General features: G+C 62.6%; 11 protein-coding genes. 2 read left to right on the forward strand and 9 right to left on the reverse strand.

Features of this window, described 5'->3' with window-relative positions; genetic code table 11:
- Positions 1-112 precede the first annotated feature (112 nt).
- Together AC07OD_RS27050 and AC07OD_RS27055 are read left to right on the forward strand one after the other, a co-directional pair.
- Positions 113-1,225, forward strand: coding sequence for an ABC transporter substrate-binding protein (locus AC07OD_RS27050; protein ID WP_494598469.1), 1,113 nt, complete (start codon positions 113-115; stop codon positions 1,223-1,225).
- 247 nt (positions 1,226-1,472) lie between these two features.
- Entirely contained in the window at positions 1,473-2,204 is a 732-nt protein-coding gene (locus AC07OD_RS27055; protein WP_494598470.1) for a TetR/AcrR family transcriptional regulator, read from the forward strand.
- A gap of 165 nt (positions 2,205-2,369) precedes the next feature.
- Here AC07OD_RS27055 and AC07OD_RS27060 read toward each other — a convergent pair whose 3' ends face one another.
- The 9 genes from AC07OD_RS27060 to AC07OD_RS27100 all read right to left on the reverse strand — a co-directional run bounded on the left by AC07OD_RS27060 (position 2,370) and on the right by AC07OD_RS27100 (position 13,274).
- Complete coding sequence (locus AC07OD_RS27060) at positions 2,370-4,109, reverse strand: CocE/NonD family hydrolase (RefSeq protein WP_494598471.1); 1,740 nt, start codon at positions 4,107-4,109, stop codon at positions 2,370-2,372.
- Between the two features lie 92 nt (positions 4,110-4,201).
- Positions 4,202-4,465 carry a hypothetical protein gene (locus AC07OD_RS27065; RefSeq protein WP_494598472.1) on the reverse strand — a complete coding sequence of 88 codons (264 nt, stop codon included), beginning with the start codon at positions 4,463-4,465 and terminating at the stop codon, positions 4,202-4,204.
- A 222-nt stretch (positions 4,466-4,687) separates the two neighbouring features.
- Positions 4,688-5,551, reverse strand: a complete 864-nt coding sequence (locus tag AC07OD_RS27070) for an NAD(P)-dependent oxidoreductase (RefSeq protein ID WP_494598473.1) — start codon at positions 5,549-5,551, stop codon at positions 4,688-4,690.
- Complete coding sequence (locus AC07OD_RS27075; protein ID WP_494598474.1) at positions 5,551-6,513, reverse strand: Bug family tripartite tricarboxylate transporter substrate binding protein; 963 nt, start codon at positions 6,511-6,513, stop codon at positions 5,551-5,553. Before AC07OD_RS27075 ends, AC07OD_RS27070 begins: the two co-directional genes overlap by 1 nt.
- Before the next feature lie 15 nt (positions 6,514-6,528).
- Positions 6,529-7,686 carry an alpha/beta hydrolase family protein gene (locus tag AC07OD_RS27080; protein WP_494598475.1) on the reverse strand — a complete coding sequence of 386 codons (1,158 nt, stop codon included), beginning with the start codon at positions 7,684-7,686 and terminating at the stop codon, positions 6,529-6,531.
- Between the two features lie 24 nt (positions 7,687-7,710).
- Positions 7,711-9,543 carry a CocE/NonD family hydrolase gene (locus AC07OD_RS27085; RefSeq protein ID WP_494598476.1) on the reverse strand — a complete coding sequence of 611 codons (1,833 nt, stop codon included), beginning with the start codon at positions 9,541-9,543 and terminating at the stop codon, positions 7,711-7,713.
- 53 nt (positions 9,544-9,596) lie between these two features.
- A complete protein-coding gene (locus tag AC07OD_RS27090) occupies positions 9,597-11,258 on the reverse strand; it encodes a GMC family oxidoreductase (RefSeq protein ID WP_494598477.1) in 1,662 nt (553 codons plus the stop codon).
- A gap of 10 nt (positions 11,259-11,268) precedes the next feature.
- Complete coding sequence (locus tag AC07OD_RS27095) at positions 11,269-12,162, reverse strand: NAD(P)-dependent oxidoreductase (protein WP_494598478.1); 894 nt, start codon at positions 12,160-12,162, stop codon at positions 11,269-11,271.
- Positions 12,159-13,274: a maleylacetate reductase gene (locus tag AC07OD_RS27100; protein WP_494598479.1), complete on the reverse strand. Its 1,116-nt coding sequence runs from the start codon at positions 13,272-13,274 to the stop codon at positions 12,159-12,161. Before AC07OD_RS27100 ends, AC07OD_RS27095 begins: the two co-directional genes overlap by 4 nt.
- Positions 13,275-13,282: the final 8 nt, after the last annotated feature.

Raw genomic sequence — 13,282 nt, forward strand, 5'->3', positions numbered from 1 at the left:
TTGCAGATGTCTGCACACACCAAAGCACTCAGGCCTCCGTAGAAACGCGAGTTTATTTATTCGATTGATCAATTACATTGATGCGATGTGCAAGCCGATACCAAGGATTCATGTGTTTCTGATCCGCACTTCCCTCGTCCTCATCCAGACGTTCTCTCTCGTTCACACAGCCTGCGCGCAAGAGATCGTGGTCGGCCGAACACTGCCCGTCACCGGGCCAATAGCAGCCTACGGCAAGGCAAAAATGGAAGGCGGGAACCTGGCCATCCAGCAGGCCAATGACACGGGAGGCATCAACGGACGAAGCATTTCTGTCATTACCGCGGATGACGCCTACGACCCCGCGCGCGCTGAGCGCAATGTCCGGGATCTGGATGACAAGCACCGGCCGGTTGTGTTGATGGGGGCGGTGGGTGTTCCGGTGATTGCGAGCATCCTGCCGACCGTGGAATCGCTGAGAATTCCCGTCATCGGTCTTTCATCGGGCGCCACTGCGGTGAGGACGCCCTTGAAGCGCTACGTTTTCCCGGTCAGAGCCAGCTACCGATTGGAGGGTGAGCACACGGTTCGCCACCTCATAACCATCGGCATCACCAAAATTGCCATCTTTCGCCAGAGCGATCCGTTCGGGACCACCGTGGGCGCAGCATACGAGGAGGCCGCGCGGGCTGCAGGGCTGCAGATTGCAGGCATTGTGACCATCGACCGCGATCAGGATGCACTGGATGCGGCTGTCACCGAGGTCAGGAGGATTGAGCCGCAAGCCATCCTGCTGGCGCTGAACGCGGAACCGGCCAGCCGCTTTGTGAAGGTCTACCGAGGCTTTGGAGGGGCCGCCGGGCTCTATGCGATGTCGGTTACAGACATGTCACAAGTCTCCCGACGTGCAGGCGATACGTCGCGTGGAATGGCTTTTTCTCAGGTGGTTCCAGTGCCGACAGACACGACAAGAAAAGTGGTGCGCGAGTACACAGAACTGGCGATGAAGTCCGGCCATGTGCCCTCCTTCTACGGCCTGGAGGGATTCATTGAAGCCCGCGTGCTGGTCGATGCATTGCGCCGTAGCGGAGGAAATATCAACCGCGAGGCACTGATCGAAACGTTGGAAAGGATAGGCAGATGGGAAATTGGCGGATATGCCGTCGAGTACGGCAAAGGCATTCGATCCGGTTCCAATTTTGTGGAGATGGCCATCATTGGAACGGGAGGAAGATTGCTCAAGTGAACAGGCATCTTGTAATCCATTGAGCCGATGCCTGCCTCCCGTCGACACGCGAGCAATTGACGAGGGGACTGGAAGGCCAAGCCGGGTGGTGGAAAAAATCTAACCCGGGCGCATCCCAACGGCACGTATGCAGCGCGATCCGACCAGTTCTGCGATCAGGTGGGTTAGCGGTAGACTGCCATACAAATTGAACGAACGAACAGTCTGCGCCGAGCCTTCTTTGGCCCAACCGGCCCGCCCCACAGAGATGCAAACTGAACGAGATCCGCCGGCACGCAAGCCTGCACCGGCAAAAGCCGTCCCCGCGAAGCCACCTGGCGTTGCGCGCGCCAACTCGCGGCGCAACGGTGATGAAACCCGCGAGCGCATACTGGATGCGGCGGAAGAACTGTTTGCCAACCATGGCTTTTACGGGACGTCCATGCGCGATGTGGCCGACGCAATCGAGTGCGGCATTGCCCTGGTGGCATACCACTTTGGCACGAAAGATGTTCTTTTCAGCACGGTCGTCAAACGACGGGCAGCGTACATGGCGCACGCGCGAATCCTCGCCCTGGATACGGCGCTGACCAACGCCGCTGGCAAGCCGATCGCAGTAGAAGACCTCGTGTCTGGATACGTGTGGCCATTTATCGAGCGAAGTGCGGCAGGTGGCAGGGGGTGGAAGAACTACTCCCTTTTCGTGGCGCGACACGCCAATTCGCCAGAGTTTTCGAAAGTTCTCAGCGAGCACTACGACCCTATCGCAAGGCAGTATCTGAACGAATTCGGGCGGACCTTCCCCGATATGTCGCAGAAGGACCTCTACTACGCATTTAGCTTCATGGTGGGCGCCATGGTCGCCACCGTGGCCGAGCCTGGCCGCGTGGAGCATCTGTCAATCGGTCAGATCAAGGCGAGTGATGTCGAAGAGGTTTTCAAAAGAATGCTTCCGTTCCTTTCTGCAGGCTTCAAGTCGCTCATTCCCCAGTCCGCATAGCCTTCAGAGGCCTTGGAGCATGCGTAGCAGAAGCAACATCGGCTACAACGCCCGACAAGCTAGGATCTCCCTCCGGAGCCCGGAGCACCTGCCCCAGGCTTGCCAGCACGAACCAGCAATCCTCTGTTTTCTGAGGCTTAACCTCGAAGCCTTCTGCTACGTACTCTAGTAGCGCAGCGGAATGACGGGCAGTAGCAAATGCGGCTGCATCTCCTCGCCTGCGTGAAGCGTGGTTTGACCGCCAAAAATGGACAATGGGCGATCCTCGGGGTCATCGTGAAGGAAGGGGCCGCAGCCCTTCATCACGTTCTTCACGTTTGACAACTGGTTCATGGACCCTTCCTGCTCATAGTCCTTGCCCAACACGGTCAGGCCAATACGCCAACCTTCGGGCACTACGATCGATGTAGGCCAGATTTCCACGTCCAACTCGACCGGCTTCCCCGGCTCCAGCGGCAGATCGCGTTGGTGAACATGGAAGGGGCGGTACGGCAGCGAGCGGTTCGGATCTAGTTCGCGCCGCGATGCGCGCAGCCAGCCCTTGCCCACCGAGGTCATCGGGTCCAGCGCGCCCTGGAACAGCGTCTCCTTGTCCTGGGGGTCGAACAGGTGCAGGACGAGGAAGAGGTCCGCGTCGGTGGTCGACGACGAGACGAAGAGCTTGCAGGCCAGCGGACCGGTGATCTCCGTCTCTTGCTCGAAGGGTGCAGACATGAAGCGGACGCCACCGTTGCTCGTCGCGCCGAAGGTCGCAGTGCTTGCGTTGGCCGATGGCATGAACGACAGGGCTTTGCCCTCAAGATCGAGGTGCATCTTCGTCCATTGCGTGCGTGCCAATGGCCACTCGTTCTCGGCGCGCTGGACGAACTTGTCCACGTGCCGCACGTTCAGCAGGATGGGGGGGCGTTGGTCCCAGCCGTTGTCCTCGCCCTTCAGGAAGTGACCGAAGAACTGCTTCTGCAAGTCCACGCCGTACCTGGCGTAGAACAGCGTCCAGTGCTCGCCGCCGTGCAGTTCCAGCCATTTCTGATCCGACGCGGCCCCCAGGCATCCTTCGATGTTGCCACGCAGGTGCAGGCCCTGCCCGCCCCAGTTAGCCGCGGAGAGAACTGGCACCGTCACCTTGTTCAGTTGAGCCCGACTCTGCGCGTAGCGGGCGTCGTCATATGGGTGGGCTGCGGAGCGGCCTGCAACGTCCGCCCGGTTGGCCTTGAGTGTCTCTTCACTGAACACCACGTCGCCGCACACAGGTTTGCCCGTGATCTTGCTGACCGGCCCGCCCGCGCGCCCGTGCTGGACGCTCCTGACCTGGAGTTCCTGCCAGTTCTTGCCGAAGGAACACCGGATGCCGCCGTGAAACGCGGACTCGCGGTAGGCATCGCTGAAGCCTTCCCACGGGCAGATCGCGGCCAGGTGGGGCGGCTGCATCCCCGCGACGATCCATTGGCCGGCACCGTAGTACGAAATGCCATTCAGGCCCACCTTCCCGTTCGACCAGGGCTGCACGCCGGCCCACTCGATGCACTGGTAGTAGTCCTGGTTCTCGCGTGCCGAGAAGTGGTCGATAAAGCCCGTCGAACGCCCCGCGCCGCGCGAATCGACGCGCACGACCACGTAGCCATCCGGCACCCACTTCTCGGGATCGCACACCTCCCACGACTGATACTGGTTGGTCGAGCCTTCCAGCGCGTCCGGGTAGCGTGCGGCCATCAAGTCCCAGGGCGTCTTGTAGCCCTCCTGGAAGGACAGGCCCTTGCCGTAGGGGCCGTGGCTCATGAGGACGGGGTACTTGCCCGGCACGATGGGCCGGAAGACATCGGCGCGCAGCACATTGCCGTCGTCCATCTCGATCGGCACGTCCCAGTCGATGGCCATGCCGTCGCGAATTTCAGTGGTGTAGTCCATGGTGTCTCCCTTATTTCAGATGGCTGCCTTGGATTGCCGCAAGGTGAAGACCATGAGGACCGCCGCAGCTGCGTAGAGCTCGACGATGAAAATTAGGCTTGCGGTGTTGCCCCCGCAGGGGTCCGCAGGCAGGCGCCAATGGCAGGCGTCACCATCGGGGCGATGTGGGCGATTGAGGAAATCGCCGCGAGGCCGATGGCCGCTTGTTCTCTTGGCAGATAGTCAGCGATCAAGGCGTAGCACAACAGTGTCATAGATGCCGTGCCGATGTTCGCGATCGGTAGCAGGACAATCGACCACGGCACACTGGGGGCGAGGAAGGCGATATCCAACAGGCCCGCCGTGATCAGCGCCACGCCGCCCGCGAAGTGTCAGCGCCGTTCGTGGTCGCGGCCGGAACTGCGGCCGCACCAGGTTGCCGCTCAGCTTGGCGCCCTGGCTCAGAAATTCGACTTCGCGTTGTGTACTCATTCTTGTCTCCAACGGGTGTTCTTGTCGCCCCCCGAAGCGGCCGCAGGGCTTCGGCCGGCTCAGCCTGAGCTAGGGGGGCTTTCGAGGTTCAGGCTCAGACAAGGCCGTCAGGCCAGCCCCGCCGCCCGCTCGGCGCAGCGGATGACCACCGCGTAGTCCGCATCCGCATCGCCGTTGGCCGCAGCCGAATGCAAGGTCTGCTGGGTCATGGCCGTCTGCGGCAGTGCCACCTTCAGGCGCTGGGCTTCGTCGAGTATTAGGCCCACGTCCTTGCTCATCTGCAGGACGGTGAAGGTAGGCGTGTAGTCCCGCCGCGCCAACTGCGCGGACTTAGCCTTGACGATGGGTGAAGCCACGGCGCTGTGAGTGAGCACTTCCCACATGTCTTCCCAGCGCAAGCCGCCCTTCTCGCCCAGCGTGAGCGATTCGGCCAGCATGGCACTGGTCTGAGCGATCATCAGGTTCACCACCAGCTTCATCAACCGGGACTGCTCACCTTCACCCAACCAATACTGCTGAGGACCGAAGCGCGCAAGCAAAGGCAGAATGCGCTCGTAGGCGTCCTTCGGGCCAGAGACCAGCAGCGTCAATTGCGCCGCGTCGGCCATGTGATTGTTGCCGGACACAGTGGCGCGCAGGTAGACGATCTGCTTTTCCGCCAACAGGTCTGCCACCTTTTCGGACATTGTCGGCGACACCGTGCTGGTGTCGATGTATATCGTTCCCGGTCTCGCATGGTGAACGACTTCCTGCGCGACGTGCCACAGCGCGTCGTCATGTGGCAAGGACGACAGCACCACCTCCGCCTCTGCGATGCCCACCGGGCCTTGTGCCTCAACCATGCCCAACGCAATGGATGCCTTCAGTCGCTCTTCGCTGAGGTCCTCGACCGTCACTGCATGGCCCGCCGTGACGAGGTGCTTGCCCATTGGCAGGCCCATCTTGCCTGCCCCGATCAGATGCACTTTCATCAGTCGCCTTTGATGCCCAGTTCGGGCAGTTCCTTCTTGAAGCGCGTCACCTCGGCTTCGAGTTGCTTCTTGAAATCCTGCGGCTTGGACATCACGACCTTGCCTTGGGTGAGCTTCAAGTTGTCCTGGTAGGCCTGCTGCTTGACCGCTTCGCCGATCTGCGCGTACAGGGCCTGCACCTTGTCATCAGGCATGCCGCGTGGAGCCAGCATGCCGGACCAGGCAGGCACATCCACGTCCTTGTAGCCCAGTTGCCTGAAGGTAGGCACGCCAGGCAGATCTGGATCCGGCTCCTCCGACGAAACCGCGAGCGCCCGCACTCGGCCGTCTTTGATCAGCGGGATCGCCGTCGACGTACCCATGAAAACCATGTTCACATGGCCGCCTAGGAAATCCGTCAACGGCGACTTGTATGGCACGTGGATCAGCTTGATGTCGGCAGCCCGTGCAAACATTGCACCGATGATGTGCGTGGTGTTGCCGTTGCCGAAGGAACCGAAGTTCACGGTGTCCGGCTTCGCCTTTGCGGTTGCAATTAGGTCCTGGATGGTTTTGAAGGGCGAATCTTTCTGCACGAGCAGCACGAAACCCGAGGACTTGCCCACGATGGTGAGGGGCGTGAAATCTTTGACGGGGTCATAGGTCAGGTTGCTGTACAGCCCAGCGTTGGTGGCATGGCCCGCCGTGGTGTACAGCAGCGTCAGGCCGTCGGGCTTGGCCCGCGCGACTTCTGCCGTCCCAATGCGGCCACCCGCGCCTGGCTTGTTGTCGACGATCACGCTTTTGCCAGTGACCTTGGCCAAGCCGTCTGCCAACGCGCGCGCCCCAGTGTCAAAGGGATTGCCCGCGCCGATCGGTACGACGATGCGGATCACATCGGTCTGAGCGAAGGCTGCGCCCGGCATAAGCGCCGCAGCCAACGCGGCGCCCGACAGGGTGAAAGTGAAGGTTCTTCTGAACATAGATGTCTCCTTTTTTTACTGTGGCCAAGATTTCTTCAGAACATCGGCGACCCAGTCCGCCATGGCGTTCGTCGCCAAGCTCATGTTCCCGATGCTGCAGTGCTGTTCTCCACCCTCCTGCGCCGTGAAGATGCGTAACTCCCTGCGGGGCGAGTTCACGCAGCCTTCGTAGGTCTTATAGGCTTCCGAGACGGAAATCTGACGGTCGTCTTCGCCATGGGTGATGTAGATCGGCACACGGATGCGCTCCACCACACCGTCCAGGGAGAAGCGGTCGATGACCTCGGCGCATTCCTCGATGCTGTTCTTGCCCAGCACCCACATGTTGTGCGCCATGTAGTGCGGCACCGAGTTCTGAGCCTGGAGGGTACCGGCCATGCGCTTGCGAAAGCGCGTGGGCCAGTCATGGTTCGCGCCCCAGGCGACGCAGCAGGCAAAGCGCGGCTCGAAAGCCGTGGCGCGCGGTGCGTGGTAGCCGCCCAGGCTCAGCGCCATCATCCCGATGCGGGTCTTGTCGACGTCGGCGCGGGTTTCCAGGTAGTCGACACACGCGCCGGCCGGCATCTCGGCTTCTGGCGCGTTGTGCAGACCGTTTTTGCGCAGCGCCTCGCCCACACCGGGGTTGTCCACCAGCAGGATGGACACACCGCGCTGCGACAACATGGCGGGCAGGCCGCACAGATACAGGTATTCCTTGACCCCGTCGAGTCCGTTGAAGTGGACGATGCAGGGCGCAGGCTTATCGTCGCGGCCGACCGACACCATCAGCGCGGGCAGGAAGGAATCGCCGAAGGGCACGGAAACCTTCTCGCAATTGGCACCGGAGCATTCAACAAACTTTTGGAAAGTCCAAAGCAGTTCGTCGTACGCGGCCAAGCGCGGCGGATGGTCGTGGGCCGGAATGCGCTCCGCCGTGATGTACATGATGCAAGCGCGCCGGTACTTCTCGCCTGCCGAGAGCAGATGCCCGACCTTTTCATCGGCAGTGGCGGCCTGGGCCAGCTTGGCGCCCGCACCGGCCCAGGCCTGGAAGTAGTCATTGGCGTAGGCCGAATCGTCCTCCACGTCGCGCAGGGCACGGCAGGCGCGGTCGACTTCGTCCATGTTGGCCCCAGCATCAAGCGCCATCGAGAGGGCCAGATTCCAAGAATAGACCTTGAAGTAATTGAACATCTCCGTGTCTCCCGTTTGATCGATTCAACGCCTTGCCGGAATGGCGGGCAGCAACAGGTAGGCGTCATATTGCCCACCGGAATGCAGAGTCTGCTGCCCCCCGTAGACCTTCGGGTCCCGACCCAGGTGCAGGAACGGCGCCGAGCCTTTGAAGAAGCCGCTGGTGATGTGCGGGAACTCGAAGTCCTTGCCCTGAATGGTCAAGGCCAGGGTGTAGCCCCGCGGTACCACGATGCTGGTCGGCCAGATTTCAACGTCAACCGGATAGGGCTTGCCCGGCTCCATCGGCTGCGCCTGCTGATGCAGGTAAACCGGCCGGTAAGGCAGGCTGCGCTTTTCGTCACGTTCGCGATGAGATACACGCAACCAGCCTTGCGCGACCGGGACCGCAGGCGCAACCGTCCCCTCGAACGTGACGTCCTTGCCCGACGGATCGAAAAGGCGAACCGTCAGGAAGAGATCGGCATCCGTGGTCGTGCTGCTGACCCACAGCCGGGCCATCAACGGTCCGGTGAACTCCCGGTCTTGCTCCGCAGGAGGAATCGTGAAGGTCTTGCCGGCGGACAGGGCCTCGTAGCTCGTCGTACTCTCGCCGGCCGGCGCGGTCGGGCTCAGCAGGCCGGTGCCCGCATCGAGGTACCACTTCTCGAAACGCGTTTCTGTCAAGGGCCACTGGGTGTCTTTGCGTTTGAAGTCGCCGCGCACAGGATCACGCACCGTGACCACCACAGGAGGCTCATTGGCGAAGGCCCTGGTGTCGCCCTTCAGGTGACGATCGAAAAACGCCTTCTGCTGGAAGAACGCAGCTTCCTCATAGAACGGAGAGAAGTGATCCCCCGTGTGCATCCTCAGCCACTTGTCCTTGGATGCGATCTGCGTGTAGCCCTCGATGTTGCCGCGCAGGTGCAGGCCCATGCCCGTCCAGTTGCCCACGGACAGCGTGGGCACCGTGATGCGAGAGAGGTCAGGCGTGCGTTGCTGGTAATAGGCGTCGAGGAACGGATGTTTGACTTCGTCCCACGAAAAGCGGCTGCCTGTCAGCGTCACCTGCGAGCGCGGCTCGCCCGTGGCCAGACCTCCGGTGGTCGCGTCGCGGAAGCTGGTGGCGCCGTTGCCGTTCTGGTTGGGCAGCACCTGTGCTTTCGCCCACAAGGCCGTGAACGTGCCCGATTCGATACCACCGTGGTAAGCGGAATCCCGGTACGGATCGGCTGCGCCCTCCCAGGGGATCATGGCAGCAAGCCCCTTGGGCTGAAGGGCAGCGACATTCCATTGGCCGATAGCGTAGTAGGAAATGCCGAGCAGGCCGACCTTTCCGTTGGACCACGGCTGCCGCGCCGCCCACTCGATGAGCGCCTTGTAGTCCTGTTCTTCACGAGGGTTGTGCGGGTCGAGGTAGCCCTGGGTCTTGCCGGATCCACGCGCATCCGCCTGGATCACGACGTAGCCGGCCGGCACCCAGCGTTCGGGGTCCGGCATCTCCCAGCGCATGAAGGCGCAGCTCGAATCCTTGCACAGCTCGGGGAGCTTGGCTGTCACCTTACCCCACGTGGGCTTATAGGGCTCGGCCTCCTGCCAAGCGACGTCCTTGCCATAGATCCCATGGGTGATGACTACCGGGTACTTCCCGCTGGCACTCGGGCGGTAGATGTTGACCCGCAGCGGCAGTCCATCGTCCATCACCACGCCGGCGTTGTACTGAAAGACGACGTTCGGCTTCGGAAACGGCTTGATCTCGCCGGCCAACGACTCCGAACCGGCAGCATGCGCCGACATGGATAGGGCCAGCGTCACGACCGCCAATCCGGCTCTGCCGATGCCCAAAGGAGTGGAAGTTCTGATCTCGATATCTGACATGGGGTCTCCTTGTTTCTTTGCTTTAGGGGAAATGAAGGTGGTCGGTTGGCCGATCACAAGCGTCCAATGCGTTCGGCCGCCAGTTCAGCCAGCATCAGCGTGGGCAGATTGGTATTGGCGCTTGTGATGGATGGCATCACCGAGGCATCTGCCACGAACAGGTTGGGGGTGCCGTGGACGCGGAAGGCATCGTCCACCACCGAGAGAGGGTCGCTCTCCTCGCCCATGGCGCAGGTGCCGACCGGGTGGCCCATGGGCGAGATCGAAGACAGGATTTCTTCGTCGGATATGGTGCGCCCACCGCCGCAGTACGCAGCAGGCGCCCCGCTCTTGAAAGCGCGGCCGAAGATAGTGCGGCGCAGCAGGCCCGGCGAATTGGCGGCCATTTCAGCTGCCAGCGACAACACCTTGCCCGCCAGCCCTGGTCGATTGAACTGACTGATCGCCAGTGCACCGGGGAGCAGGAAGGCTTCGTGATATTCGGCAGCCACACGCGGATCGCGCAACATGCGTTCGGTCAGCCGCGCGGCCTGGACCATTCGCGGCGCATCAGCGGGATCGGACAGAAAGCGGAAGTTGATGTCCGGGTGAGCCAATGGGTCGGCGCTTTTGAGTCGGACATACCCGCGTGACTTGGGAGCATACAAGGCACTGCCCACCAGCGAAAAATCCGGGCCGAACGACTCACCGCTCACCCGCCCCAGCGCAAAAGTGAACAGGTCGCCCTCTGGCGCACCCGGCAGGCGGGACGATGCTCGCGCACCAGCGACAGCGAAGCGCCGCAAGCCAGCGGCCACACGTTTGCCGCGTGGCAGCGTGAGGGCAAAGAACATGTACGGATGGTTTTGCAGGTTGCGGCCCACGCCGGGACGGTCCAGCGCCGTCGGGATACCCAAAGCGGCCAGATCTGCGGCGGACCCGATGCCGGAGCGCAACAGCAAGGTAGGCGAATGGATGCCGCCGGCGCAGACAACGACATGGCGTGCCTGGTACTGAACAGCGACGCCGCCCCGAACGGTATCGACGCCCGTCACCTTGGTCCCGCTCATGCACAGCTGGATGACCTGGGTGTTTGGCGCGATCTGCAGGTTAGGCCGCGCACGCACGGCCGCCGTCAGGTAGCAGCCCGGCGTGGTGGCACGCGCCTCGGCGTCGATGGCATTGGGCATGGCGAAGAAGCCATCGCCCGGTTGCTCGTTGATGTCGGGCACGAAGGGCAGGCCCGCGCTGTGCGCCGCCTGTTCCATCGCACGCACGAAGGCCGGCCACTCGGCCTTCGGTGTACGGGCGATGGCGTGTGGGTTGCCGGTACCATCGCGCCGGTCGCGGTCGTCCTCGACCTTGCGGAAGTACGGCAGCACGGCATCCCACGAGAAACCCCGCGCCCCGGCCGCCCCCCAACGCGCATAGTCGGAAGGCACGCCGCGCAGCGCAAACAAGCCGTTGATGCTGGATCCGCCCCCCATCACCCGTGCCTGCGGATACCGAGCGGGCGTCCCACCATCCCGCGCCGTCGCCGTCAGGCCGTCCCAGAAATAATGCGGATTGAGGGTAGCGGTGGGAAAAGGGTCTTGAATGTCCGCCGGCTCGCGGCCCGGCAGAATGTCGTCTCCCGCCTCCAGCAGCAGGACGCGATGTGCGGGGTTTTCCGAGAGACGAGATGCGATGACCGCCCCTGCAGTGCCGCCGCCGATGATCAGAAAATCGTATGCCATTTTTTTATGCTCATTCAGTCGGCTTGGCTTCGGGGTCACTGATCGACCATTGCTGATCAGGCCTTCCCAGCACCGCCCAGTCGTGATCGTCCAGTCCCTGTGCCATCGCGCTGCGCAGATGCGATTCGACGATGTCCGCGAACGGCAACTCGCGCATGCCCTCAGCCGCTGCCGCCTTGGCGAGACCCATGTCCTTCAGCCCGATCGCCAGCGGCGAACCGGCGGGCACAAATTGCTCCCGGCGCATCAGATCGCCATAGATGCTGATGACAGGCGCCGCGAACAACGATGTGGTGATGAAATCGAGAAAGGCTTGGCGTTCGACGCCGTGCGCGTCAGTGATGCTGAAGGCTTGCGCCAGCATTTCAATGCTCACGCCTATCATGAAGTTGTTGGCCAACTTCGCCGCGAGCGCCGTGCATGGATCGGTCCCTAGATCAAAGGCTCGCGCAGTGGTACACGCAAGCAATGGCGCAACGCGCGATTTGGCCTCTGAGGGGCCGGCCACCAGTGCCGCCAGGGTTCCGGCGGCTGCGCGGTCGGCACGGCCAACCACCGGCGCCGTGACCAGCGTGCTCGACCGCGCCGTGTGCGCCGCTTGCAGTCGGCGCACCATGGCGATGCTGATGGTGCTGCATGACATGTGCACGCATCCGTCGGGAAGCTTCTCCATCAGGCCGCGTGTGAAGAAGATGTCCTCCAGCGCGTCGTCACCCGTCACCATCGTGACGAGCACATCTACCCCAGCCAATTGGTCCAGGCTGGTTGCGTAGGTCACGCGGTCACCCAACGCGGCAGCCCTGGCTGGAGTGCGGTTGAACACCGACAGGTCGAAACCGCTTGCGACGAAGTTGTGGGCGATGGGCAAACCCATCGTCCCCAACCCCACCATGCCGACTCTCATGGCTGTACCTCAGGCCGCTCGCCCGCCCAAGCGTTGTCGAGTAGTTTGGCCAGCGCGTCGGCTTCGAGAGCGCGCGGGTTCCAGTAAGGGTTGGTCAGAGTGAGCTCCAACACCCGCCGCAGGCCGTCTTTCGGCATGCCGATCTCGCGCAGCGAGGTCGGTGCGCCCAGGTCTCGTGCCAGGTCAAACAGGCCCCCAGCCGCATCCGGCGCTCCGAGTGCGGCCGCAATGCGGCTCATGGCCTGCGGCGCGGCCGGTGCGTTGTAGGCCAGCGCGTGGGGTAACACTACCGTGTGCGTCTCCGCGTGCGGTAAGTTGAAGCTGCCGCCCAGGGTATGGCACAGCTTGTGGTGCAACGACATGCCCACGTGCCCAAGCACCGTACCGCACAACCAAGCGCCGTACAGGCAGGCGCTGCGTGCCGCCATGTCATCGGGAGCGCGATGGATGCCGCGCAGGCCCTGCGCCAGCGCGCGGATTCCCTCCTGCGCCATCAACGACATGACCGGGTTTCCGTCCTGCGCGTAAAGTCCCTCGGCGGCATGGGCGATGGCATTGATGCCGCTGACCACAGACATGCCCAAGGGCAAATGCTGCGACAGTTCCGGGTCATACAGCACGGTGCGGGGTAACACGCGCAGGTCGCGTCCGGTCTTCTTCACGCCTGCCTCGGTGATACCGTAGATCGGTGTCATCTCCGAACCCGCATAGGTAGTCGGGACGGCGATGATCGGCAACCCCGATTCCAGCGCAATGGCCTTGCCAAGGCCCACCGTGGAGCCCCCACCGATGGCCACCGCGCAGTCCGCACCGACCTCGCTTGCATGCTGCCGTGCGCGCCTTGCCGATTCGATTGGCACATGCATCTCGGCGCCGCTGAAAACGCCCGCGCTCGCGGAACCAAGCAGTGCCGATGCGGCCTCCGCAATTTCCACTTGCTGGGGCGTACACAGCACCAGCGCGCGTCGTGCACCGAGTGCTTCGACCTCTTGCGCCAGCCGCTGCAGGCTGCCCGAGGCAAACACCACCCGGGACGGTTGGGCAACAAAGACGAAATCGCGTTCCAAAGTGCGCGAAGCTTCGGGCGGGCGGGTGATGTCGGACTTGTTCATCTGAGTCT

The organism is Acidovorax sp. GW821-FHT10E03, from assembly GCF_059415205.1.

Excerpts from the sequence above, each read along its gene's own strand:
- AC07OD_RS27060 (WP_494598471.1), bottom strand. The coding sequence starts at position 4,109 with ATGGACTACACCACTGAAATTCGCGACGGCATGGCCATCGACTGGGAC.
- AC07OD_RS27080 (WP_494598475.1), bottom strand. The coding sequence starts at position 7,686 with ATGTTCAATTACTTCAAGGTCTATTCTTGGAATCTGGCCCTCTCGATG.
- AC07OD_RS27075 (WP_494598474.1), bottom strand. The coding sequence starts at position 6,513 with ATGTTCAGAAGAACCTTCACTTTCACCCTGTCGGGCGCCGCGTTGGCT.
- AC07OD_RS27100 (WP_494598479.1), bottom strand. The coding sequence starts at position 13,274 with ATGAACAAGTCCGACATCACCCGCCCGCCCGAAGCTTCGCGCACTTTG.
- AC07OD_RS27095 (WP_494598478.1), bottom strand. The coding sequence starts at position 12,162 with ATGAGAGTCGGCATGGTGGGGTTGGGGACGATGGGTTTGCCCATCGCC.
- AC07OD_RS27085 (WP_494598476.1), bottom strand. The coding sequence starts at position 9,543 with ATGTCAGATATCGAGATCAGAACTTCCACTCCTTTGGGCATCGGCAGA.
- AC07OD_RS27090 (WP_494598477.1), bottom strand. The coding sequence starts at position 11,258 with ATGGCATACGATTTTCTGATCATCGGCGGCGGCACTGCAGGGGCGGTC.
- AC07OD_RS27070 (WP_494598473.1), bottom strand. The coding sequence starts at position 5,551 with ATGAAAGTGCATCTGATCGGGGCAGGCAAGATGGGCCTGCCAATGGGC.
- AC07OD_RS27055 (WP_494598470.1), top strand. The coding sequence starts at position 1,473 with ATGCAAACTGAACGAGATCCGCCGGCACGCAAGCCTGCACCGGCAAAA.